Annotated in this window: 25 protein-coding genes; 10 read left to right on the top strand and 15 right to left on the bottom strand. The window is 71.1% G+C overall.

The window, feature by feature from the left end:
• The first annotated feature begins 53 nt into the window (after positions 1-53).
• Complete coding sequence (locus tag OG496_RS48860) at positions 54-446, top strand: VOC family protein (RefSeq protein WP_405975496.1); 393 nt, start codon at positions 54-56, stop codon at positions 444-446.
• A 36-nt stretch (positions 447-482) separates the two neighbouring features.
• Here the strand turns inward: OG496_RS48860 and OG496_RS48865 are convergent, their stop codons facing one another.
• Positions 483-785 carry a DUF4235 domain-containing protein gene (locus OG496_RS48865; protein ID WP_405975497.1) on the bottom strand — a complete coding sequence of 101 codons (303 nt, stop codon included), beginning with the start codon at positions 783-785 and terminating at the stop codon, positions 483-485.
• A 118-nt stretch (positions 786-903) separates the two neighbouring features.
• Here OG496_RS48865 and OG496_RS48870 point away from each other — a divergent pair, with 118 nt between their 5' ends.
• Entirely contained in the window at positions 904-1,917 is a 1,014-nt protein-coding gene (locus tag OG496_RS48870) for a cation diffusion facilitator family transporter (RefSeq protein ID WP_405975498.1), read from the top strand.
• Between the two features lie 78 nt (positions 1,918-1,995).
• On the opposite strand, the gene OG496_RS48875 is transcribed toward OG496_RS48870, so the two are convergent.
• A complete protein-coding gene (locus OG496_RS48875; protein WP_366491614.1) occupies positions 1,996-2,445 on the bottom strand; it encodes a nitroreductase family deazaflavin-dependent oxidoreductase in 450 nt (149 codons plus the stop codon).
• 197 nt (positions 2,446-2,642) lie between these two features.
• On the opposite strand from OG496_RS48875, the gene OG496_RS48880 reads away from it, so the two are divergent.
• The 3 genes from OG496_RS48880 (at position 2,643) to OG496_RS48890 (ending at position 4,708) form a co-directional block, all read left to right on the top strand.
• Positions 2,643-3,101 (top strand): nuclear transport factor 2 family protein, encoded by a 459-nt coding sequence (locus OG496_RS48880; protein ID WP_405975499.1) that lies wholly within the window; start codon positions 2,643-2,645, stop codon positions 3,099-3,101.
• Positions 3,102-3,264: 163 nt separating this feature from the next.
• Entirely contained in the window at positions 3,265-4,488 is a 1,224-nt protein-coding gene (locus OG496_RS48885; RefSeq protein ID WP_405975500.1) for a cytochrome P450, read from the top strand.
• A gap of 13 nt (positions 4,489-4,501) precedes the next feature.
• Complete coding sequence (locus tag OG496_RS48890; protein ID WP_266865761.1) at positions 4,502-4,708, top strand: ferredoxin; 207 nt, start codon at positions 4,502-4,504, stop codon at positions 4,706-4,708.
• Positions 4,709-4,861: 153 nt separating this feature from the next.
• Here OG496_RS48890 and OG496_RS48895 read toward each other — a convergent pair whose 3' ends face one another.
• The gene (locus tag OG496_RS48895) at positions 4,862-5,740 is read right to left on the bottom strand and encodes a sigma-70 family RNA polymerase sigma factor (RefSeq protein WP_405975501.1); all 879 of its coding nucleotides are present in this window, start codon (positions 5,738-5,740) and stop codon (positions 4,862-4,864) included.
• A 68-nt stretch (positions 5,741-5,808) separates the two neighbouring features.
• Here OG496_RS48895 and OG496_RS48900 point away from each other — a divergent pair, with 68 nt between their 5' ends.
• Complete coding sequence (locus tag OG496_RS48900; protein WP_405975502.1) at positions 5,809-6,486, top strand: FMN-dependent NADH-azoreductase; 678 nt, start codon at positions 5,809-5,811, stop codon at positions 6,484-6,486.
• Positions 6,487-6,488: 2 nt separating this feature from the next.
• Here OG496_RS48900 and OG496_RS48905 read toward each other — a convergent pair whose 3' ends face one another.
• Complete coding sequence (locus OG496_RS48905) at positions 6,489-7,040, bottom strand: TetR/AcrR family transcriptional regulator (RefSeq protein WP_405975503.1); 552 nt, start codon at positions 7,038-7,040, stop codon at positions 6,489-6,491.
• A 118-nt stretch (positions 7,041-7,158) separates the two neighbouring features.
• On the opposite strand from OG496_RS48905, the gene OG496_RS48910 reads away from it, so the two are divergent.
• Positions 7,159-7,617 (top strand): nuclear transport factor 2 family protein, encoded by a 459-nt coding sequence (locus OG496_RS48910; protein WP_405975504.1) that lies wholly within the window; start codon positions 7,159-7,161, stop codon positions 7,615-7,617.
• Between the two features lie 46 nt (positions 7,618-7,663).
• Positions 7,664-8,188, top strand: a complete 525-nt coding sequence (locus OG496_RS48915) for a flavoprotein (protein WP_405975505.1) — start codon at positions 7,664-7,666, stop codon at positions 8,186-8,188.
• Here OG496_RS48915 and OG496_RS48920 read toward each other — a convergent pair.
• From OG496_RS48920 to OG496_RS48945, 6 genes are all read right to left on the bottom strand, one after another.
• A complete protein-coding gene (locus OG496_RS48920; RefSeq protein ID WP_405975506.1) occupies positions 8,185-9,018 on the bottom strand; it encodes a hypothetical protein in 834 nt (277 codons plus the stop codon). The two genes, OG496_RS48915 and OG496_RS48920, sit on opposite strands and share 4 nt — an antisense overlap.
• Positions 9,019-9,168: 150 nt before the next feature.
• A complete protein-coding gene (locus tag OG496_RS48925) occupies positions 9,169-10,479 on the bottom strand; it encodes an alpha-glucosidase/alpha-galactosidase (protein ID WP_405975507.1) in 1,311 nt (436 codons plus the stop codon).
• A gap of 38 nt (positions 10,480-10,517) precedes the next feature.
• The gene (locus OG496_RS48930) at positions 10,518-11,336 is read right to left on the bottom strand and encodes a carbohydrate ABC transporter permease (RefSeq protein WP_405975508.1); all 819 of its coding nucleotides are present in this window, start codon (positions 11,334-11,336) and stop codon (positions 10,518-10,520) included.
• Positions 11,333-12,292, bottom strand: coding sequence for a carbohydrate ABC transporter permease (locus OG496_RS48935; protein ID WP_405975509.1), 960 nt, complete (start codon positions 12,290-12,292; stop codon positions 11,333-11,335). Before OG496_RS48935 ends, OG496_RS48930 begins: the two co-directional genes overlap by 4 nt.
• Before the next feature lie 23 nt (positions 12,293-12,315).
• A complete protein-coding gene (locus tag OG496_RS48940) occupies positions 12,316-13,611 on the bottom strand; it encodes an ABC transporter substrate-binding protein (RefSeq protein ID WP_405975510.1) in 1,296 nt (431 codons plus the stop codon).
• A 10-nt stretch (positions 13,612-13,621) separates the two neighbouring features.
• Complete coding sequence (locus tag OG496_RS48945; protein WP_405975511.1) at positions 13,622-14,572, bottom strand: endo alpha-1,4 polygalactosaminidase; 951 nt, start codon at positions 14,570-14,572, stop codon at positions 13,622-13,624.
• Positions 14,573-14,830: 258 nt separating this feature from the next.
• Between OG496_RS48945 and OG496_RS48950 the strand changes: the two genes are divergently transcribed.
• Entirely contained in the window at positions 14,831-15,802 is a 972-nt protein-coding gene (locus tag OG496_RS48950; protein WP_405975512.1) for an aldo/keto reductase, read from the top strand.
• A gap of 42 nt (positions 15,803-15,844) precedes the next feature.
• Here OG496_RS48950 and OG496_RS48955 read toward each other — a convergent pair whose 3' ends face one another.
• Positions 15,845-16,624: a phytanoyl-CoA dioxygenase family protein gene (locus tag OG496_RS48955; RefSeq protein WP_405975513.1), complete on the bottom strand. Its 780-nt coding sequence runs from the start codon at positions 16,622-16,624 to the stop codon at positions 15,845-15,847.
• 575 nt (positions 16,625-17,199) lie between these two features.
• Here OG496_RS48955 and OG496_RS48960 point away from each other — a divergent pair.
• Complete coding sequence (locus tag OG496_RS48960) at positions 17,200-19,011, top strand: ricin-type beta-trefoil lectin domain protein (protein WP_405975514.1); 1,812 nt, start codon at positions 17,200-17,202, stop codon at positions 19,009-19,011.
• A gap of 3 nt (positions 19,012-19,014) precedes the next feature.
• On the opposite strand, the gene OG496_RS48965 is transcribed toward OG496_RS48960, so the two are convergent.
• From OG496_RS48965 to OG496_RS48980, 4 genes are all read right to left on the bottom strand, one after another.
• Complete coding sequence (locus OG496_RS48965) at positions 19,015-19,506, bottom strand: universal stress protein (protein WP_399389914.1); 492 nt, start codon at positions 19,504-19,506, stop codon at positions 19,015-19,017.
• 16 nt (positions 19,507-19,522) lie between these two features.
• The gene (locus tag OG496_RS48970) at positions 19,523-20,836 is read right to left on the bottom strand and encodes an arsenic transporter (RefSeq protein WP_405975515.1); all 1,314 of its coding nucleotides are present in this window, start codon (positions 20,834-20,836) and stop codon (positions 19,523-19,525) included.
• A gap of 7 nt (positions 20,837-20,843) precedes the next feature.
• Positions 20,844-21,563 carry a DUF4232 domain-containing protein gene (locus tag OG496_RS48975; RefSeq protein WP_405975516.1) on the bottom strand — a complete coding sequence of 240 codons (720 nt, stop codon included), beginning with the start codon at positions 21,561-21,563 and terminating at the stop codon, positions 20,844-20,846.
• 144 nt (positions 21,564-21,707) lie between these two features.
• On the bottom strand, positions 21,708-23,093 hold the full coding sequence (locus OG496_RS48980) for a serine/threonine-protein kinase (protein WP_405975517.1): 1,386 nt from the start codon (positions 23,091-23,093) through the stop codon (positions 21,708-21,710).
• Positions 23,094-23,104 lie beyond the last annotated feature (11 nt).

Raw genomic sequence — 23,104 nt, forward strand, 5'->3', positions numbered from 1 at the left:
GGGGGCGAGGCAACCGGACTCGACCCTTGCCCGCCTGAATCTTCGGAGGACCCATGGCATTGGTCAACGCTGGCTTCGTGGTGCTCGACGCGGTCGAGCCGGAGAAACTCGCCGTGTTCTACACGGAGTTGCTGGACGGCGAGCAGACGGACATCACCCTCGACCAGGTGGAGATCAGGGGCGCCGACGGCACCCGGCTGGCGTTCCGCCGGGACCTCAGCGCCACCCCGCCGAGCTGGCCCCGCGCCGAGAACAACCAACAGGTCCACCTCGACTTCCTGGTGGAGGACCTGGACGAGGCGGAGCGCCGCATCGTCGGACTCGGCGGCCGCCCGCTGGAGACCAAGGACATGCCGGGCCCGTACGAGGAGCGCGTGTACGCGGACCCGGCCGGCCACTCCTTCACGCTCCGCCCGGTACCGCCGACGGCCGCCGATCCGGCCTGAGCGACCTCTCTCCCGGCCGCCCCGGTCCCAACTGCCTTACTCCCGGCCGCCCTTGTCCTTCGCCGGCCAGATCCCGGTCGAGCGTTCGATGGCCTTCGCGCCGGTGCGGTCCGCCGCGCTGCGCGCCACGGCGAAGAGGGCGCCCTGGAGCGCGGCGGCGAGCAGGATCTCGGCCCAGCCGCGGTCCCGGTCCAGCGGGTCGGGGGCGTTGTCCTCGTGCCGTATCGCCTTCCACGTGGCGCGGAAGGCACGGCCGGCGAGGGCACCGCTCACCAGGCCCAGGACGAGGCCGACGGGCTGGTAGACGAGGGGGAGTTTCTTCTTCTTGATCTTGGCCACGCGGATCTCCTTCTGCGGACGAACGGGCGGGTCGGCACGGTCGCCGTCCCGACGGTGTCATCGAAACCGGTCCTTCGGTAGAGGGTGTGAGCAGCACCCTCAGGGGCAGTCGGCGTGGATGAGCGACACAGCTGCCGACCCTACGAAGGATCACCCGCCCGACCGTGACCGTGAGGCGGACCACGCATCCGACCGGAAGACCCGCGTCACCGTCCTCGTCGCGCTCGCCGCCAACCTGGTGATCGCGGCCGCCAAGGGCGTCGGGGGTCTGGTCGCGGGGTCGCCCGCGCTGCTCTCGGAGGCCGCGCACTCCGTGGCCGACAGTCTCAACGAGGTGTTCCTCCTCGCGGCCCTGCGCCGCAGCCGCCGTCCCGCCGACAGCCGGCACCCCTTCGGGTACGGCAAGGAGCGGTTCTTCTGGTCGCTGCTCGCGGCCGTCGGGATCTTCGTGATGGGTGCCTGTTTCTCCGTGTTCCAGGGGATCGAGGCCCTGCGCGACGGCGCCGAGGAGTCGTCCACCGGCTATGCGGTGGGCCTGATCGTGCTCGCCGTCGCCCTGGTCGTGGAGGGGATCTCCCTGCTGCGGGCCCTGCACCAGGTGCGCGCCCAGGGCGGTGGCATGGACGCGCTGCGCGACCCCGCGCTGCGGACCGTCGTGGCGGAGGACGGCACGGCCGTGCTCGGCGTGACCCTCGCCGTCATCGGCATGGCGCTGCACATGATCACCGGGCAGGTGGTGTGGGAGGCGTCCGCGTCGATCGCGATCGGAGTGCTGCTCGGCTACGTCGCCTACCGCCTGGGCCGTGACGCCCGCGACCAGCTCATCGGCGAGGCCGTCGACCCCGAACTGAGCGACAGGATCCGCGAGTTGCTGGCGGCGGAGCCCGAGATCGACAGCGTCGAGGCGCTGTTCACGATGCGGATGGGGCTCGACTCGACGATGGTCGCCGCGCGGATCGACCTGGTTCCCGGGATGGACAGCGAGCGGGTCGAGGAGGTCTCGATGCGCATCAAGCGGTCGCTCGGCGAGGCCGTGTCCGAGGCCGGCGAGATCTTCCTGGACATCACCGACCGGCCGGTGGAGGAGGCACGGAAAAGCCCCGCCGCGACGGGGGAGCGCGGCGGGGCCTGAACGTCGGATGCCCGACGGTCACCGGTTCATGCGCCCCGGAGACAAGAAAATCTCTCCGGGCCGGTCAGCCCCCGGTACTCAGCTTCCGGCGGCCGGTTCGAGGACGAACACGGGGATCTGCCGGTCCGTCTTCGTCTGGTACTCGGCGTACGGGGGATACGCGGCGACCGCCCGCTCCCACCACGCGGCCTTCTCGTCGCCTGTGACCTCGCGGGCCGTCAGGTCCCACTTCCCCGGTCCGTCCTGCAGCTCGACGTGCGGATCGGCCTGGACGTTGAAGTACCACACCGGATGCGTGGGCGCGCCGCCCTGCGAGGCGACGACGGCGTAGACCCCGTCGTGCTCGACACGCATCAGCGGGGTCTTGCGGATCTTCCCGCTCTTCGCGCCCACCGTCGTCAGCAGGATCACGGGCAGACCCGTGTCCATCAACGTCGTCCCCTTGGTGCCGCCGGAGCTCTCGTACAGCTCGACCTGGTCGCGTACCCACTGCGACGGGCTGGGTTCGTACTCGCCCTCAAGAGGCATGGCATTCGTCCCATCTCGCGTTCTACGGCTGTCTGGCACCGAGATTCAACACCAGCCGGTGCGTGATTCATCCATACCGCGACTCTCTTCGGCCATGCCCCCTCCACCGGGTGACGACCTCGGAGGTAATCGCACCGGAAGGACCTCTCCGGCACAGTCGGCACCCCGCACGACCACCGGCCGAGGGAGAGCGCCCGATGTCCACGACCCCGACCACCCGCACCGTCGTAGCCGACCTGCTGCACCGGATCGGCCACACCGAGCCGGAGGGCATCGCCGAGTTGTACGCCGAGCACGTCGACTGGCGGCTCGACTGGCCCGAGGACGAGCACGGCCGTCCCGCCACCCCGTGGATCCGGCACCGCGCCACCCGCGCCGACGCCGCCGGCCACTTCCGGGATCTCGCCGCCCACCATGTGCCGGGACAGGTGGGCACGGAGATCGAGCGCATCCTGGTCGACGGCGAGGACGCGGTGGTGCTCGGCGAGATCCGGCTGACCGCCAGGCCCACCGGACGGTCGTATCGCGCCAGGTTCGCCCTTCATCTGACCGTCCGGGACGGGCTGATCGTCCGTCACCACGTGTACGAGGACAGCCTCGCCGTGTCCCTGGCCTTCGCCCCGGCGGACGGCGGGACTCCGGTCGCGGGCGGGTGACGTTGGACCGGTCCCGCGACCGTGATCGTCGGGTCGGCCGGGGCCATCAGGTTCGGCCAGATTGTAGGCACCACCGATCTGGCCGAACTTCAGGTGGCCCCATAGGTGCCTCGGGCATCTAATGAAGATCGGCAAGACGCACTCTTCGTCTGCGAGGTCTTCCATGACGGATCTGACGGAACTGACGGATCTGACCGACCAGCCCGAACCCGTCTCCTTCCCACAGGACCGCACCTGCCCCTACCACCCGCCCGCCGGCTACGACCCCCTCCGCGGCGCCCGCCCTCTGACCCGCATCACGCTCTACGACGGCCGCACGGCGTGGCTCGTCACCGGGCACACCGCCGCCCGCGCACTGCTGGCCGACCAGCGGCTGTCCACCGACCGCAGCCGGCCCGATTTCCCCGCGACCAACGAACGGTTCGCGGCGGTCCGGAACCGCAAGGTCGCCCTGCTCGGTGAGAACGACCCCAAGCACCGCACCCAGCGGCGGATGATGATCCCCGCCTTCACCGTCAAACGCGCCACGGCGATGCGGCCCGACATCCAGCGGATCGTCGACGAACGGCTCGACGCGATGATCGCCCAGGGTCCGACCGCCGACCTGGTGCCCGTGTTCGCGCTGCCCGTTCCCTCGATGGTGATCTGCGCGCTGCTCGGCGTCCCGTACTCCGACCACGAGTTCTTCGAGGCCCAGTCCCGGCGCCTGCTGCGCGGTCCGAAGGCCGAGGACAGCCAGGACGCCCGCGATCAACTGGAGGCGTATCTGGGCGAGTTGATCGACCGCAAGCAGCGGAGTCCGGGTGAGGGGCTGCTGGACGAACTCGTCCGGGACCAGCTGAGCGAAGGGGCGCTGGACCGCGAGGAGTTGATCTCTCTGGCGATCATCCTCCTCGTCGCGGGCCACGAGACGACCGCCAACATGATCTCCCTGGGCACCTACACGCTGCTGCTCCACCCCGAGCGGCTCGCCGAACTCCGGGACGATCCAGGGCTGTTGCCCGACGCGGTCGAGGAGCTGATGCGGTCGCTGTCCATCGTGGACGGGCTGATGCGGCAGGCCCTTGAGGACATCGAGGTGGACGGCACGACGATCCGGGCCGGTGACGGCGTGATCTTCTCGGCCGCGGTCATCAACCGCGACGAAGACGTCTACACCGCCCCGGACACCCTGGACTGGCACCGGCCCACCCGCCACCACGTCTCGTTCGGCTTCGGCATCCACCAGTGCCTCGGCCAGAACCTCGCCCGCGCCGAACTGGAGATCGCCCTGCGCAGCCTCTTCGAGCGGCTGCCCACGCTGAGCCTGGCCGTCCCTGCGGAGGAGATCCCCTTCAAACCCGGCGACACGATCCAGGGGATGCTGGAACTCCCCGTGACCTGGTAAGAGGCTGCGCTCCATGCACACGGAAATCCACATCGACAAGGACATCTGCATCGGGGCGGGCCAGTGCGCCCTCGCTGCCCCGAGCGTCTTCACCCAGGACGACGACGGCTACAGCACGGTGCTGCCGGGCAAGGAGGACACCGACGACCCGATGCTCAGGGAGGCGGCACGGGCCTGCCCGGTGAGCGCGATCACGGTGTCGGACAGGGCGGTGGGCTGAACGGGCTGCTCCGTATGGGGGCGGGGCTGCTGGGTGGCCGGTTCCTGAGTGCGGTGGCGGGCGGGCCGGGCTGAGCGGTTCCTGAGGAGGCGGTGGCCGGCCCGTCGAGCCACTTCCTCCTGCCGCGAAGCCGATCCCTCCAGCCCGCCTGCCTCAACCCACCACCCCGAGCACCCCGACCTCGACTCCCCGCAACCCCTCCCGCCCCGCGACCACCTCGTACGCGGCAACTCGCCCGCCCTCGACCCGCACCCGGAGAGCCAGCAGCAACCGTCCCCCCGGCGCGACCACGATCCCCACGTCCCCGTCGACGAGGGCGACGGTCGCGAACCGGGTCCGGTGCCGCAGCAGTACCGTCCCCTCCGCGACCGCCCGCGCGCCGCGCAGCTCGGCCGCCACGCCCGGCGGCAACACGGCGGGGTCGGCGTACCGGACGACATCGGGGGCGAGTACGTCGAGGAGCGCGCCGAGGTCACCGCCCCGCGCGGCGGACAGGAACGCCTCGACGACCTCTCGGTGCCGGCCGAGTTCGGCGCCCGGCACCACCGGCGTGCCCCGCACCTTGTGCCGGGCCCGGCTGGCGAGCTTCTTCGCGGCGGGCTGGGACCGGTCCAAGACCGCCGCGACGCTGTCGAACGGCACCGCGAACAGGTCGTGCAGCACGAACGCGACCCGCTCCGCCGGACCCAGCGTGTCCAGCACCACCAGCAGCGCGAGCCCCACCGAGTCGGCGAGCACGGCCTCGTCCTCGGGCAGGTCGTCGGTGCTCGGCTCCGGCAGGTCGTCGCCGTAGGGATCCTCCCGCCGGGACGCGCGTGTGCGGAGCATGTCCAGGCAGATGCGGGAGACGACCGTCGTCAGCCAGGCGGTGAGGTTGTCGATGCCGTCGTCGCCCGTACGGCTGAGCCGCAGCCAGGTTTCCTGCACCGCGTCGTCCGCCTCGCCCAGCGAACCCAGCATCCGGTACGCGACCGCCCGCAGCTGCCCGCGCCGCTCCTCGAACCGCTCCGCCAACTCGTCGTGCCCCCGCATGGGTCACCTTTCCTCGCCGTGCTCCGTCACCTGTCCGACGAACCGGAACCGACCGAGGTGACCACACCATGCTGCTGCACATCGACTCCAGCGCCGACACGACCGCCGACTCCGTGACCAGGCAACTCACCGAGACCTTCGCGCGGACGTGGCGCACCGAACACGGCAGCACGGCGGACTGCCGCCACCGCGATCTGTCCGCCGCACCGGTGCCGCCGATCACTGCCGCCTACACCACCCTCGGCCGCCGTGTGGAACGCGAGGGGTTCGTCGCGCCCGCCAAGGTTCCCGCGCTGATCGAGAGCGCCGCCGAGCGGCACGAGTGGGAGCTGACCCTGCCGCTGATCACCGAACTGCTGGGCGCCGACACGCTGTTGCTCGGTGTCCCGATGTACAACTTCTCGGTGCCCGCGACCCTCAAGGCATGGATCGACCGCGTCACCTTCCCCGGTGCGCTCACCGACCCGGACACCGGCGAGAGCCTCCTGCGCCACACCCGCGTGGTCGCGGTCATGGCACGCGGCGGCGGATACGGCCCCGGCACCCCGCGCGAACACTTCGACTTCCAAATGCCGTACCTGAAGGCCTACTTCGGCAACCTGGGCGTACCGCCGGAGCACCTCCACCTCGTCGCCGCCGAACTCACCCGGGTCGATGTCCTGCCCCAGCTGGCCGGCCTGGAGGATCTGGCGGCGGCCTCGCTCACCCGGGCCCGTGCCACGCTCACGGCACTCGCCGCGGCCTGATCTCAGCGCGCCCGCGACAGCGCCAGGGCCGCCTCCCGCGCCTCCGCCGCAGGCTCCGCGCTCCCGGTGATGCCCGCCGTGACCATGGCTCCCTCGGCCAGCAGGAACACCTGCCCGGCGAGTACGTCGGGCAGTCCCGCGTCCGCCACGAGACCGGCGAGATAGTCGCGGAACGCCCGCTTGTGCGCCCGCACTTGGGCCACCACGCGCTCCGAGGTCGCGCCCAGTTCGCCGTACGAGTTGATCCACGCGCACCCGCGGAAATCGGCCTCGCGGAACCACTCCTCCAGCCAGTCGAAGACGGCCGGAATCCGCTCCTGCGGATCATCGTGCCGCGCGACATGTTCGGCGAGGCGTCCGCGCCAGCGCAGGTCACGCCGTTCGAGGTACGCCTCCACCAACTCCTCCTTGGCGGGGAAGAGTTGATAGAGCCGCTTGAGGGAGAGCCCGGAGGCGGAGCGGACGGCGTCCATGCCGACGGCCTGAACTCCCCGCCCGTAGAACAGCTTCTCGGCGGCGTCCAGCGCCTGCTCCCGGGCGACTGCGCTGTCCATTGAACGGGCCCCTCCTTGACGTGAGAACGTGCGTTCTCTACGTTAGCAGCCACCTGGAGAACGCACGTTCTCCATCGCGTCCCGTCCCGTCCCGCCCCGTTCCGCTCTGGAGACGACCATGGCCGACCGCCCTCCCCTCCCGCCCTTCACCCGTGAGACCGCCGCCCAGAAGGTGCAGGCCGCCGAGGACGCCTGGAACACCCGCGACCCGCAGCGGGTGGCGCTCGCCTACTCGGAGGACTCCGTCTGGCGCAACCGCGACACCTTCGTCACCGGCCGCGCCGAGATCGTCGGGTTCCTCACCGCCAAGTGGTCCCGCGAGCACGAGTACGCGCTGCGCAAGGACCTGTGGGCCTTCGACGGCAACCGCATCGCCGTCCGCTTCCAGTACGAGTGCCGGGACGCCGACGGGCAGTGGTGGCGGTCGTACGGCAACGAGCTGTGGGAGTTCGACGAGCACGGCCTGATGACCCGGCGCGAGGCCAGCATCAACGACCTGGCCATCGAGGAGAAGGCCCGCCGCGTCTTCGGCACCCGACCGGAGTCCGAGCGCGGCCACTCGTTCCCGCTCCAGTAGGCCCCTGATCCAGTGGTCCTCGCAGGCCGGACAGTAGGGTTCCCGGATGACCGAACCCGACGGAAAACCCTTCCTCTACGTCGTCGTCTGCGCCGCCGGGATCGCTGCCGACGTCGGCCAACTGATCGCCGCCGCGCAGGAGTTGGGCTGGGAGGTCGGGGTGATCGCGACCCCGGTCGCCGCGTCCGGCTTCTTCGACATCGCCGCCGTCGAGGCGCAGACCGGCCGCCCCATCCGGTCGGCCTGGCGCGTGCCGGGTGATCCGCGCCCCTTCCCGGCCCCGGACGCCGTGGTCGTCGCGCCCGCCACCTTCAACACCATCAACAAATGGGCGGCCGGCACGGCGGACACCCTCGCCCTCGGCACCCTGTGCGAGGCGTACGGCCTGGGTGTCCCGACCGTCGTACTCCCTTGTGTGGCGGACGCGTTGGCGGCCCACCCCGCCTACCAGGAGAGCCTGGTACGGCTGCGCGGGATGGGCGTCCGGTTCGGGGACCCGTACTCCGGTGAGGTCCAACTCGACGGTGGACGGCCGGAGTTCGGCTGGGCGAGGGCGCTGGACCTGCTCTAGCCGCAGGTCACGGTCGGCCCCGCCAGCATGCCCCCGGTGTACAGCGCCTGGCCCTGCGGCATCCAGTAGCCCAGCTTCGAAACCACCGTGGAACAACGGGACTTGAGGGCGACCCGGACCACCACCGTGTCCGGGTGCCCCGGCTGGAGATCGGTGAGCGCGCAGTCCAGGGCGTGCGGGAGCCGGTCCTGCGACGGGTGGCGGCCGACGAGCGGGTTGACGCAGCGCGGGTCGGACGTGGTCAGCTCCGCGCCCGTGCCCTCCTCCGCGATGAGCCCGAAGCGCGCGCTGCCGTCGCCCTCCTCGCTGTGCCGGTGGACCGTGTACGTCAGCATGGTCACGGAGTCGGGCCGCAGCGTGCTCCGGTCGACCTCGATGCCGTGCGTGACCTTCGGCCTCGGCGCGGTCAGGGTCAGCGTGGCGTGGACCGTGCCCTGCAGGTCCACGCCCTCGGGCGCGGAGCGGACGTGCACGGTGGCCGTGAAGGCGTACGTCCCGGGGCCCGGATACTGGCCCGACCCGGGCAATGTGCCGGACGCGGCCGTCCCGCCGTCCCGCTCGGCGGTCCAGGCGCCCGAGGTGCGGCACGTGTACCGGACGGCCGACCTGAGCTGTCCGCAGGTCGCGGGAGCCGAGACCGCCATGGTCGGGGTGCCGCTGCCCGCGCAGAGGCTGACGACGGCATGCTGCCCGTGCGCTCCGTGCAGGGTGCCCGCGGGCGCGCACAGGGTCGACGGCGGCTCGGGCGGGGACGGCGCCGGGTCCGTGCCGCCCCACGCGGGCGACACCAGGGCCAGCGACAGCACGGCCGCCCCCGTCAGAGTCCTCAATCTGGTCGAACGTCTCGGCACCGGGTTCCTCCCGTACGGCGACGACCGGCCGGGTGCCGGTCGCCTGCGCCGAGGATGCGGGACCCTGGCCGCCGCCCGGCCGCCCCACGCCGGGGGGCGGGGGCGGGTCACACCAACGCCGGACGACCTTCAGTGCCCCAGACGGACCCGCAGCTCCGGCTGCAGCAGCTCTCCATGCGCCTCGACGAGGTCGTCGCACAGGTCCCAGATCCGCTCGACCGGCAGGGCCGCCGCCGTCGCCGGGTCGGCCATCGCCGCGTGCCGGATGTGGCGCGGGTCGCCGTCCGTGGCCGCCCGTACCACCAGGTCGGTGACGGAGACGTAGGCGCTGTTGAGGGCCGCGCACTGCGGGGGCAGGGCGCCGATCCAGGTCGGCTGGACGCCCGACGCGTCGACCAGGCAGGGGACTTCGACGACCGAGTCGGCGGGGAGGTTGTCGATGAGGCCGCGGTTGGGGACGTTGCCGTAGATCGTGCGGGGTGTGCCGGTGACGATGCTGTGGATGATCTGCGGGGCGTACTCCAGCGTGCCCTCGACGGGGAGCGGGGTGCCGGAGGCGAGGGCCTCGCGGGTGCGGTCGTAGCTCGCGGTGTTCTCCTCGATGATCTCCAGGTACGCGCCGACCGGCAGCCGTAGCCGCTCGATCTCCTCGGGGTGGTGCAGATACCAGGGCACGTACTCGGCGGAGTGCTCGCTGGTCTCGGTGGGGTAGTGGCCGAGGCGGCGGTACATGTCCACGCGGACCCGGCGCAGGAGTTCGGGGTCCTTCGCGATCGTCTCGTCGAGGAGCGGGTAGAGGCTCTGCCCCGCTCGCTCCCAACGCAGCACCCAGGACTGGTGGTTGACGCCTGCCGCGAGGTACGAGACCTCCTCGAAGGGGACGTCGATCAGCTGGGACAGGTCGTGCATCGTCCAGTACACCGAATGGCACAGGCCCGTCGCTCTGAGGGCGGGGGCGATGCGGCTCAGGTAGAGGAGGTTCATCGCCATCGGGTTGGTGTAGTTCAACAGGTGCGCGTCCGGGCAGAGTTCGGCCATGTCCTCGGCGAGTGACCTGAGCACCGGGAAGGTGCGCAGCGCCCGGAAGATGCCGCCGATGCCGAGGGTGTCCGCGATCGTCTGGCGCAGGCCGTAGCGGGCCGGGACCGCGAAGTCGGTGCGGGTGGCCTCGTTCATGCCGACCTGGACGATGTTGACGACGAAGTCGGCGTCCGCGAGGGCCGCTCGGCGGTCGAGGTGCGCGTTGATCTCCGGCTCGGCGCCGCGTACTTGGGCGATGTGGCGGGCCGCGCCCTCCGCCGTCGCGAGCCGTTCCTGGTCGATGTCGTGCAACGCGATCCGGGCGCGGGCGAGTTCGGGGAACGCGAACAGGTCGGCGAGCAGGCCCTGCGTGAACACCACACTGCCGGCGCCCACGAAGGCGATCCTGACGTCGGTCATCTGGCTCCTCTGAGGGTGGGTCAACTATCGTGCGGGGCTCATCCCTTGAGGCCGCTCGACGTCAGCGACTGGATGAACGTCTTCTGCGCCAGCAGGAACGCCACCAGCACCGGCACCACCGTGATGACGTTGCCCGCCATCACCGCCGACCACTTGGTGTGGTGCTGTCCCTGGAAGGTCGTCAGGCCCAACTGGAGCGTGTACTGGGTGTCGTGGTTGATCGCGATCAGCGGCCACGACAGGTCGTTCCAGGTGGACAGGAACGTGAGTACGGCGACCGTGGCGAGCGCCGGCCGGGCCAGCGGCATCACGATCGAGAACAGCACCCGCAGCCGCGAACACCCGTCGATCCAGGCGGCCTCCTCCATCTCCCTCGGCAGTGCGAGGAAGAACTGCCGGAACAGGAACACCGCGAACGGCGTCACCAGCGACGGCAGGATCAGCGCGCCCAGCGTGTCGATCAGCCCGAACCACTTCATCACCAGGAACGTCGGGATCATCGTCAGCTGGAACGGCACGACCATCGTCGCCAGCATCAGCCCCAGCAACAGCCGCGACCCGGCGAACCGCATCCGCGCGAACGCGTACCCGCCGAGCGACCCCAGCAGCAGATTCGACACCACCGCCACCGACGCCACGATCAGCGAGTTGGCGAACCAGCGCGGGAACATTGCGTTGCCCAGCACATAGCGGTAGCCGCCGAGGTCAATCCCCTTGGGCCACAAGGCTGGTGGGAAGCGGTTGATCTCCGCGTTCGTCATCACCGAGCTGAGCAGCAGCCACACGAACGGCAGCGCGAAGCACAAGGCCAGCGGCGCCAGCACCAGATGCCACGCACTCACCCGCCGCGCCCTCATCGGGCCCCTCCGTCCGTACGGCCCTGCCGCCGCCGTACGACCCGCAGCGCGCCGCCCGCGACCAGCAGGGCCACCGCGAGGACGTACGCGGACGCGGCGCCGTAGCCCGCGGTGAACATCTGGAAGGCCTGCTGCCAGACGAAGTACACGATCACCGTGGTCGAACCGAGCGGGCCGCCCTTCGTCGTCACGTAGATCAGGTCGAAGACCTGGAGCGAGGTGATGAACTGCCACAGCAGCAGAAACACCGTGACCGGCGTGAGCGCGGGCAGCGTCACATGGCGCAGCACCTGTACCCGGCCCGCGCCGTCGATGCGGGCCGCCTCGACGAGTTCGGGCGGCACGTCCTGGAGCGCGGCCAGGTACACCACGACACAGAAACCCACCCCGCTCCACAGCGAGATCAGCACCAGCAGGTACAGCGCCTGGTCCGGGTCGGCGAGGAACCCCTGTGCGGAGATGCCGAGTTGGTGCAGCAGCGCGTTGGCGACGCCGAACTCCGGGTCGAGGATGAACGAGAACAGCACGCCCTGCGCGGTCGCCGACACCACGAACGGGATGAACACCAGCGTGCGGTACAGGCCGATGAGCCGGATCCGGCGGTTGAGGGCCAACGCCAGCGCCAGGCCGCCGACCAGGCTGAGCGGCACGTACAGAGCCGCGTACAGCAGCGTGTTGCCCACCGCCGTACGGAAGTTGGGGTCCTGCGCGAGAGCGCGGTAGTTGTCGAGGCCGACCCAGCGGCCGGGTGTGACCAGGTCGTCGGCGCGGAACGACAGCAGCAGCGACCAGACGACGGGCACGACACTCAGCCCGAGGATCACCACGACCGACGGACCGATGAACGCCCAGGCGGTGGACCGTTCTTGGCGGGCGCGACGGCGGGCGGCGCGGCGCGCGGCCTGAGCGGCGGCGGGCTGTGCGGGAAGGGTGAGGGCGCGGGGCAGTGTGGACATCGGGGTCTCCCGGAAGGGGGAAGTCACCTGGGGATCAGCAGGGCCGCGTCGGCCTTGTCGGCGCACGAACGGAGCGCCTTCTCGGGGGAGTCCCGGCCGAGCAGCACGGAGACGATCGCCTCGCCCAAAGCCTGCGAGATCTGCGGATACGCGGCGTGCACGGGCCGGACGCGGGCCGAGCGCAGGCTGTCGGTGAAGACGTCGAGACCGACCGTCCCAGCACTGTGCTCCCGCCACTCCGGCCGTGCCGCGGTGCCCGTGCTCAGCGGCAGCCCGCCCGCCGAGACGTCCCAACGGACGTCGTGGACAGGCGAGTTCATCCACTGCACGAACTCCACGGCCGCCCGGGACCGGGCTGAACCGTTGTCGAAGACCGTCCACGTGTCGGGCCCGGAGATGGTGACCGCGTGCCCGCTGTACGTCGGCAGCGGCACGACCCCGTAGTCGATCTTCGCGTTGATGATGTCGGGGAGTTCCCACGGCCCGGTGGCGACCATGGCCATCCGGCTGTTGAGGAACACCTGGTAGAGCTGTTCGCTGCCGGGCTTGGTGTCGAGGTACGCGCTCTTGTCGTGGCCGAGTCGGTCGAGCGTCCGGAGTGCTCGTACGCCCTGGTCGGCGAAGCCGATGTGCTTGCCGTCCGGTGCGACGACCTCGCCGCCGAGATCCCACAGCATCGGCCACAGCCGCCACACCGTGTCCTCGTCGCCGACAGCCGGCCAGCCGGTGCCGAAGACGCCCCGGTCGTGATCGGTCAACTGCCGTGCGGTGTCGGTGAATTGGTCCCAGCTCCAGCCGGGCTTGGGGTAGTCGATCCCGGCCTGCCGGAACAGCTTCCTGTTGTAGACGACGGCCAGCGAGTCGAGCACCGCGGGTGCGGCCCGCACCTGGCCGTTGACGGTGACCGCGTCCCGCACCGGCTTCCAGAACGTGTCCCACGGCGTCGGCCCGTTGTGCATCGCGGACGTCAGATCGACGACCCGCGGGCTGCGCGCCACGCTCGCCAGGTCCGAGCCGAAGATGTAGGCGATGTCCGGGTAGGAGCCGGCGGCGAGCGCTGCGGTCACCTTCTGGAGCATCGCGTCGGCCAACACCCCACCGCCACCCGGGTCCACGCGGATCGCGGGATGGGTCCGGTTGAACTCGGCGACCAGCGCCTCCACCGCCTTGCGGCCCGTGTCGACCTGCCCGTGCCACAGCTCCACGGTCACCCGGCCGTCCGCACCGACCCCGTCCGAGGCACCGCCCGCACAACCACTCGCGGCACCGATCGCGGCCGCCCCGAGCAGCAGCCCACGGCGTGACATCCCGTTCCTCATCACGGCCTCCTCACCGCACCTTGCGGACGTAGCCGGCGCTGCCGGGCGTCGACACGTCCATGTCCCGGCGCACGATGCTGAGCCGCCCGGCGAAGCCCGAACGGGCCCTGCGCAGACCGGAGTCGGAGTACTCGATGACGATGACCCGGTCGTCGAAGGCCTCGGCGTACTCCCCGCACTCGTCGTACTCGGCGCACTCCTCCGCGATCGCGAAGTCGAGCCCGAGCTTCTTCCTGAACCCCGCCAACTCCACGGTGTTCTTCTGGGCGATGGCCAGCTGCCGGGCGTGCGCGTGCCGGGAGAGCAGGGTGATGAAGGCGGTCGCGTCGTTCGCCGTCAGCAGGTCGCTGGAGCGGGTGTAGCTGTCGTAGTTGTCCGGCTCGACCGCGTCGAAGCCCTTGGCCGCGCAGCCGTCGATCCACCGGTCCACCCGCGCCGCCACCCGCTCCCGCTTCGCCGCCGTACCGATGTCGAGCAGCGCCTCGCCCCAGTCCTCGTCGACGACCACCTCGCCGTCCGCGTCCCGCAGCAGCAGGTCGGCGGGCCAGGAGGCGCGCTCGTCCGGCTGGGCCTGGAAGGCGTTGACGTAGCAGATGTTGTAGAGGCCGGGCGCGGGCGACGCCGTACGGTCGCGGCTGACGATCCGGACGCCGGCCGGCGGGGGATAGGCGCCGCCGATCTGGTAGTCGAAGGCGGCGTGCAACGGCGGGAGTTGGACCGTTCCAAGCGCCGAACGGGAGGCGCTCGCAGACGGGGTGGGGCTCTTCGACGGCGCCGCGCGGGGCGGGCTCGGCGAAGACGCCGGACGCGACGGGCTCTTCGGTGCCGCGCGCGACGGTTGCACCGGCGCCGAAGTGGTCGAGGTTCCGCACGAGGTCAGGACCGCCGCGGTCGCGACGGCGCCACTCAGGACCGCGGCCGTCCCGAGACCTCCGACGCGGGAGACACCCTTGACGGGCATGTCCGCTCCATCAATCGCGGGTACGACCCCGCCTCGGACCGGATGGAGCCGCGGTCCTGGCGACTGTGGCCGGGCTTGGAACCTGTCCGCTACCGGCTGGGCGCACCTCTGCGTACCGCGCCGCACGCGCGGGCACGTCCAGGATCAAAGCGCCCGGCCGTGCCGGCCGTCAAGGGTGCGCACATATCCGCGACTTCGAGTACTCACGAAGTCGTACGCTCCGAAGCGGTACCGAACTCGAAGGCAGGAGCAGCAACGATGCAGTACGTGAAGCTCGGTTCGACCGGCCTGGACGTCTCGCGGATCTCTCTGGGCTGCATGACCTACGGCCTCCCGGACCGCGGCACCCACGAGTGGACCCTCGACGAGGAGGCCTCGCGCCCGCTGATCCGGCAGGCGCTGGAAGCCGGGATCAACTTCCTCGACACGGCGAACGTCTACTCCGACGGCACCAGCGAGGAGATCACCGGCAGGGCGCTGAAGGACTTCGCCCGCCGTGACGAGGTCGTCCTCGCGACGAAGGTGCACGGCCGGATGCATGACGGGCCGAACGGCAGCGGCCTGTCCCGCAAGGCGATCATGACGGAGATCGACCACAGTCTGGAACGGCTCGGCACCGACTACGTCGACCTCTACCAGATCCACCGCGCCGACCCGCACACCCCCGTCGAGGAGACGATGGAGGCGCTGCACGACCTGGTGAAGGCGGGCAAGGTCCGCTACATCGGGGCGAGTTCGATGTACGCGTGGCAGTTCGCCAAGCACCAGCACATCGCCGAGCGGCACGGCTGGACCAAGTTCGTCTCCATGCAGAACCACTACAACCTCCTCTACCGCGAGGAGGAGCGCGAGATGCTGCCGCTCTGCGCCGACCAGGGCGTGGGTGTACTGCCCTGGAGCCCGCTGGCGCGCGGCCGTCTCACCCGGGACTGGGGCACCACCACCGAGCGCAGCAGCACCGACAACTTCGGCAACCGCCTCTACCAGGACGGCGACCGCGCCATCGTCGAGGCGGTCACCCGCATCGCCGGCGACCGGGGTGTCCCGCGCGCCCAGGTCGCCCTCGCCTGGCTGCTGCACCAGAGCACGGTGGCCGCGCCGATCGTCGGCGCGGCCAAGCCGCAGCACATCGAGGACGCCGTGGCGGCCGTAGAACTGGAGCTGAGCGACAAGGAGTTGGAGGAGCTGGAGCAGCCCTACACTCCGCACGCGATCAGCGGACACTCGTGATGCATATCAACAGGGCTTGCTCCAGGCCCTCTTGACGGACCGTCAGTGCGGGCCGGGCGGTGCGAACTCCGTGCCGCACGGCCCCGCTCCGGCGCTCTCCGCCAGCGGCACCGGCTCACCGCTCATCGAGATCGTGCGGTAGAAACTTCCGATACGGTCGGCCGAACGGCCCACGTAGTGTCCGATGAACGAACGGCGGAAGCGGTCCGCGCTGCGATTGGGCTGGGAGCCGTGCACCAGGCTGCCGTTGAAGAACAGGACGTCCCCGGGCGCCATGTCGACCGGCACGGCCGCGAGCCCCGGCGGCGGGGGCACGTACTCGCGCGCGAAGGACACCCCGGCGTCCGCCTCCTCCGGACAGAACACGTCCATGCGGTGGGTGCCGGGCACGACCTCCAGGCCGCCGTTCTCCCGGTCGATCTCGTCGCAGGCGATCCACGCGGCCACACACGTGCCCGGCTCGGCCCGCAGATAGAAGTTGTCCTGGTGCAGGGCCTGGCCGCGCGCCCCCGGCGGCTTGAAGTAGAACATGCTCTGCGCGGCCAGGACTTCCTCGCCGAACAGGGTCTCCAGGACGCTCCGCAGACGCGGTTCCAGGAGGAAACGCAGGGCCAGTCGGTTGATCTCGTGGGGGTGCAGCACCCTCGGGTGGGTCCGGAGGGGATCGTCGGAGACGCGCGGTTCGAAGTGCCCGGGCACCGGACCGGCCGCGTGCAGCGCCGTGAACTCCGCACAGAGCCGGTCGATTTCGTCGTACCTGAACAGTCCGCGCGCGATCGTGAACCCGTCCTTCTCGAACGCGCCGATGTCCGTGACCGTCATACAGACCTCCTCGGTGTCATGTCACACCACAGTGTCAGGAGGCAGGGCGTGTGCCTATTGGTTGGTCGTGAACTCTCTCGTCGGTGATGGCGTGGAAGTCGGCAACTCCCGTGACGCCAGTGACTCGTCCGGCAATGGGCCGGGCGACCGGAACATGACCTGGGAAAACCGGAAGAAAGGCCGTCCCCGCGCGCGACGCGCGGGGTGCGCCGGGCGGCCGCCGGTCAATGGTTTCGGGATTTCCCGTGTGGATACGGCGGCAATCCCATAACGGACCCGATTGACGAATCGTCAAATGGCAGGGGCCGGACCGCAATGCACAAAACGAAGGGAGACCTTGTTCCGCCTCGCTGACCTGTGCAAAGGTGTGCCTGTCGGCGCGCGGGCACATAGATGATTCCCCTCCGTGCGTTCGAGGCCGCTCCCGTACGTCACCCCCCTTGCTTCAAAAGAGCTCCCCCAGGCGGACGTTCGGGATGCCATCAATCGGACGGGTGGACTCTGTCGGCCCGTCGGCAGGGTCGCATACCCGCCGGTATGGACCGAATTCGCGTTTCACCTGGAGGAATGCAGCCGTGACGGACCCAGGTCCCTCGAATTCCCCGACTTCCGCTCACCACTTCGAAGTGACCGACGAGCAGCTCAGCGCCGAGCTGAAGAAGTGGACGGGGACGACGCCCGCGCTGCAACCCGTCGGCGAACTGCTGGACCGGCACTGGGAAGCGGCCTTCGCCTATGCGCGGCTGTGCACCGACGGACCGCACCACGCCGGAATGCTCACCACGGCCGCTTTCACCCGGCTCTTCGGGGAATCCCTGCGGCAGTCAGGACCGACCGCGGCCTGGCGCCCCCAGGTGCTGGTCACCGTCCGCCGTATCGCCGCGGAATGGGTCGCCGACCACCGGCAGGAAATGCTCCACCCCGATCTGCGCTGGGCGAGCGGCGACGGCGACCGCGGCGCGGCCCGGATGCTGCCCGTGCCCGAACGGCGGCTGCTCTCCCGGGCGTTCCAGCGGCTGCCCCAGTCGGCCCGCACCCTGCTCTGGCACATCGAGGTCGAGTCCGAACCCTTCTCGATACCCGCCGGACTGCTGGGCCTGGACGAAGAGGGCGCCGACATCGAACTCGGGCGCGCCCGCGGCCGGTTGCGCGAGGAGTGCCTCCAGGTCCACCGCGAACTCGCCCAGGACGACGAGTGCATGCGCTACATCCGGCTGCTGGACGTCACCTTCCGGCGCGGCGGCGCGGAGGTCGACCCGGACCTCGCCATGCACCTCAGCGTCTGCAAGCACTGCCGGTACACCGCCGACCAGTTGAACCAGTTCAACGCCGGACTCGGCATCGCGCTGGCCGAAGCGGTGCTCGGCTGGGGTGCGCGGGCCTATCTGGAGGTCAGGGCCGGCAGCCGTACGCTGCCCGCCGAGATGTCGTCCGCCTCGACCGAACTCGCGGTGCACCCCGGCCCGCGGCGCGGCGAACTCAGGTCGGCCCACAAGGCGGCCCGGCGCGTCCGCCGCCGCAATCTCGCCGTGGCCGTGCTGACCGTGAGCGGACTGGTCGTCCTCCCGCTCGTCCTGTGGTCCGTCGGCGGCTCCGGCGGCGACAAGACCACCACGGAGAACCAGGCCGCCGGCGCCGCCGGCACGGGCAAGGAATCCACCGACCCCTCCTGGGCCAGCAAGAACGACACCACCCAGGGCACGCTCAGCGGCCGGCTGCACAACGTCGAGTCCGGCCTGTGCATCGGCGTCGCCGGCAACAAGCCCCTCAAGGGCAACGAGGCCGAACTGCAGACCTGCTCCTCGGCGGCCGGCCAGCAGTGGTCGTACGAGACGGACGGCCAGCTGCGCAGCACCGCCGACCCCGGCCTCTGCCTCGACTCCCACCTCGCCTTCGAGGTGCAGCTCGCCCCCTGCACGGGCACGTCGTCGGCGACCGCGAAGAACATCCGCTACGACTTCACGCTCCAGGGCATCCTCGTACCGCGCTGGAACCAGGACCTGGCGCTCACCCCCGCCTCCACCGACGGCGGCGGCGCGCTCGTCCTGAAGAACCGGGCGGACGGCTCGGCGCAGCGCTGGGTCTTCGACACGTCGAAGGCCGACCCGCAGATGCAGGTCGTCAACTGGGACACCGACAGCACCGGCTCGCCGGCCCCCACGACGAAGAAGGCCGCCCCGACGCCCTCGAAGACGCCGACGGCCACGCCCACCCCCACGCCGAGCGCGTCGACCCCGCAGTCCACGCCGACGACCTCGGCCCCGACCATGGACTACTGCGACTACTACCCGTCGTACTGCCAGGGGAGCGGTCAGGGCGGCGGCTGGTCCGGAGGCGGCGGTTACGGCGGTGGCGGGTACGGCGGCGGGTACCACGGCGGCCGCTGAACCTCAGTGGTGCGGCGGTGGCGGAGGCGGCAGGGTCCCGATGCCCGGTGCCGCCTCCGGCCACACCAGCAGCACCGGACAGGGCGCGTGATCGACGGCGAACCGTACGGCGGGCCCGAGACTGTGCGGGCCGAGCCGGGCCCGGTCGCCGTCACGGGCCAGCACCAGCAGATCGGCGTCCCCGGCGGCGGCCACCACCTCACGCTCCACGCGCCCGGCCCGCTCCATCCGGGTGCACGGCCGCCCCAGCCGCTCGGCCGCCGCGTCCAGCAGCTCCGCCGCCGACGTACTGCCGAGATCCTCCAGCCGGGTCCCGGGATCACGCTGCGGACCACCCCGGCCGAGCAGCCCGGCGAACGCCCCGTGCGCGACACCGGGCACATCCGGCCCGCTCACATGCAGCAGCACCACCTCGTCCGCCTCCGGCGCATGCGTCCGTACGGCGTCCACACAGGCGGGCCATGTGCCCTCGACCAGCCAGGCGATCACACGCATTCGGCCTCCCTCGGTGTCAGAGAACCTGGAGCGACACCCACAGTGCCAGCACCGCCGGGACGAGCGCGGACGGCACGGCGAGCAGCCCCAGCTTCGTGAACTCCTTGAGATCCACGCCGTGTTCGTGCTGATGCACGATCCGCCGCCACAGCAGCGTCGCGAGCGACCCGGCGTAGGTCAGGTTCGGTCCGATGTTCACCCCGAGCAGCACGGCGAGCACGGCCTCGGGCCCGGACTGCGCGGTCAGCGGCAGCAGGACCAGCACCGCCGGCAGGTTGTTGATGAGATTCGCCAGTACGGCGGCCAGCGCGGCGATCCCGAGCAGCGCGGCGATGCCGGTCCCGCCGGGCAGCAGGTGCCCGAGCGCGTCGGAGAGCCCGTTGTCCACCACCGCCCGCACCACGATCCCGAGCGCCAGCACGAACGCGAGGAAGGACGGCGCGGCGGCCCGCACGACCGTGAGCGGGGTCGCCTGGCGCCGTAGCAGCGCCCGGCCGGCGAGGACGAGGGCGCCCGCCAGCGCGGCCCACGCCGGATCGATGCCGATCGCGGAGGTCAGGACGAACCCGGCGAGGGTGCAGGCGACGGTCGCCAGCGCGAACACCGGCAGCTCGGGCTTGTCACCGGAGACCGGCGAGGGAGCGGCCGCCGCGAGGTCGCGGGCGAAGAAGCGCCGGAACACCAGGTACTCGGCGCCGATCGCGACCAGCCAGGGCAGGACCATCAGCCCGGCGAAGCGGGTGAAGCTCAGGCCGCTCGCCGCGAAGGCGAGGAGGTTCGTCAGGTTGGAGACCGGCAGCAGCAGCGAGGCGGTGTTCGACAGATGTGTGCACGCGTAGACGTGCGGCTTGGGACGTACGCCCATCCGGGACGCCGTCGCGAACACGACCGGGGTCAGCAGCACGATGGTGGCGTCCAGACTCAGCACGGCCGTGATCACCGAGGCCAGCGTGAACACCGCCGTCAGCAGCCGGCTCGGACTGCCCTTCGCCCACTCCGCCATCCAGGCCCCGCAGGCCCGGAACAGGCCCTCCACATCGCAGAAGTGGGCCAGCACGAGCACCGCGGCGAGGAACCCGACCACCGGCCCGAGCTGCTCGGCCTCCGCCCGCGCGTGGTCGAGCGAGATCGCCCCGGTGGCCACGGCGATCCCGGCGGCCGGGACCGCCATCACCGCCTCCGGCCAGCCGAAGGGACGGACGACGGCCCACACGAGGACGGCGACGAGCAGGACGACGGACAGGGTTTCGGCGAGCGGGGTGTTCAGGGGACGGTCCTCCGGGACGCGGGACGTGGTGCCCGCCCCATGTAACCAGGCCGCGGCGCGCAACCCGTGATCAGGAACCCGTACCCGCGCTGAACACCGTCAGACGCACCGAGGACGAGTTGCCCGACACGGGCACCGCGCCGGCCGTCCACTTCACGTGCAGCGAGTCCTGCTCGTCGGGCGGGGTCACCGCGAGCCAGCTCGCGGTCGCCGTCTTCGCGCCGCTGACCTCCGGGTTGGAGAAGGTCAGGCCGGCCCAGGCGCTCTGCCCCGGCTTCAGCGTGACCGTGGTGGCGCTGCTGCCGGTCTCGCGCTGCGGGTCGTCGCCCAGCTGCGTGCCGGACGCGTTCAGGAACGCGGCGCCGGGATAGCCGCGGACCGTGCAGGTACGGCCCGACGAGTTGGTGAGGACGATCGGGAAGTTCTCCTGCCCGGCGCCCGGGTCGTTGGCGCCCACCTTCGCCCGCAGCTCGGAGGTGTGGCACCGGCTGCTGCTCGCGGTGCCGGAGTTGGTGCTCGTGCCGCCGGAGCCCGATGACGTGGAGGTCGAGGAACCCGACGAGGCCGAGTCCGAGCCGGTCGCGGTGTCGCTGCCGCTCGACGTGGAGGCCGGTGTGCCGGACCCGTCGGCCGAGGCGTCGCCGCCCGCGGGCGCGGCCGTACCCGACTGGGTCTGCGGGCTGCTCACCGTGCCGCTGCCGTTGTCGCAGGCCGTCGTCGTCAGACCCAGGACGGCGATCGCGCTCACGAGCAGGGCCGCCCGGCGCAGGGACTGGGACGTGTTCGCCATCTTCAACACTCCTGGTGGTTCACCGCACGCACTTCGGCGTGCCGACCGCGCCTCATGCGCCGTCACACTGGTCCGATACGGATGGGCGCCAAAAAGTTCGCGAGTCCGCCGGGATCTTTTCCTGGACTTGGGTTCCGACAGTGATCAGGTGACCCGCAGCGACCGGAGTATGCGCGCGGTCGCGTCACCGCTGTGCTGCCGGATCTGGACGTACACCTGGGGCTGCGCGGCGCCGCCGACCATGCGGAGCGCGGTCTCCGAGAGGGTGCCCGTGCCGCCCGAGCAGTCGCTCCAGGTGCGGATCGTGCCGCGCCAGGTGGCGCTCGAATAGGCGTGGCTGCCGTCGTAGTGACAGCCGGAGTGGGCGATGCCGTCCACCTCGGTCGTCACGCTGCCGTGCTCGCTCAGGCCGATGAACACGCCGTTCACGTCCGCCGACAGGTCCGGCCACTTCGACAGGTCGTCGGCGACGGCCAGCCCCGGCTCCTGCCCGGACTGCAGCCCGAGCGCCTGCGGGTTCCATCCCGAGTCACGCAGCTGACGGCCCCACGCGTCGGGCACCTCGGCCACGATCCGGCCGGTGCTGTCCTTGACCCGCAGTACTGATGAACTCCCCGACGACGAGGGCAGGTTGAGCACCGCGGCGGCCGCGCCGGCGGCCACCACGACGAACAGCCCCGCCATCAGCGCGACACTCCGGTGCCGACTGTGCGGCCTGTGCTGCTTGCGCGTGGGGGCAGCCTCACCGGCCAGCCGCTCCAGCTCCTCCGCGAACTCCCGCGCCGTCGGCCAGCGCTTCTCCCGGTCCGGCTCCAGCGCGCGGAACAGGGCCCGCTGGACGTCGGGCGACACGTCCGGGCGCAGCCGGTCCGGCCGTACGACCTGCCCGGGCGCGCCCGGAACCGTGCCGGTGAGCAGCTCGTAGCCGACCGCTCCCAGGCTGTACACGTCGGCGCGCTCGTCGATGCCGTACCCGGGCTGTGCCTGTTCCGGCGGCTGGTAGCCCGCTGAACCGGCGGCCAGGGTGAGGCCCGACCCCTGCGCCAGGCTCTTGGCCAGGCCCAGGTCGGCGAGCAGGACGCGGTAGCTGCCGTCCGGGGCGGTGCGCAGCAGCACGTTGGTCGGCTTGATGTCCCGGTGGACGATGCCCGCCTTGTGCAGCGCGGCGGCGCCCCGGGCGGCCAGCGCGGTCAGCCGCAGCGCCTCCGAGACGGGCAACGGACCGGCGGTGAGCAGATCGGCGAGGGTGCCGGCGTCGGCGTACTCCATGACGAAGTACGGCCGCCCGTCGGGCAGCTCACCGATGTCGTAGACCTGCACCACCCGGTTCGAGTCGGCCCGGCGCAGCAGCCGGGCCTCGGACAGGAAGCGGTCGACGATGTCGAGGCGGTGCGCCCAGTTGTCGGCGAGGACCTTCACGGCCACCGGGGCTTCGAGCACGTCGTCGTGCGCGAGCCAGACCGTGCCGAACGCGCCGGTGCCCAGGCGGCGTTCGAGTCTGTAGCGGCCGATCTGTTCGACGAAGTGCATGCGACTATCAT

It is taken from the genome of Streptomyces sp. NBC_00988 (assembly GCF_045162645.1).
GTDB lineage: Bacteria > Actinomycetota > Actinomycetes > Streptomycetales > Streptomycetaceae > Streptomyces.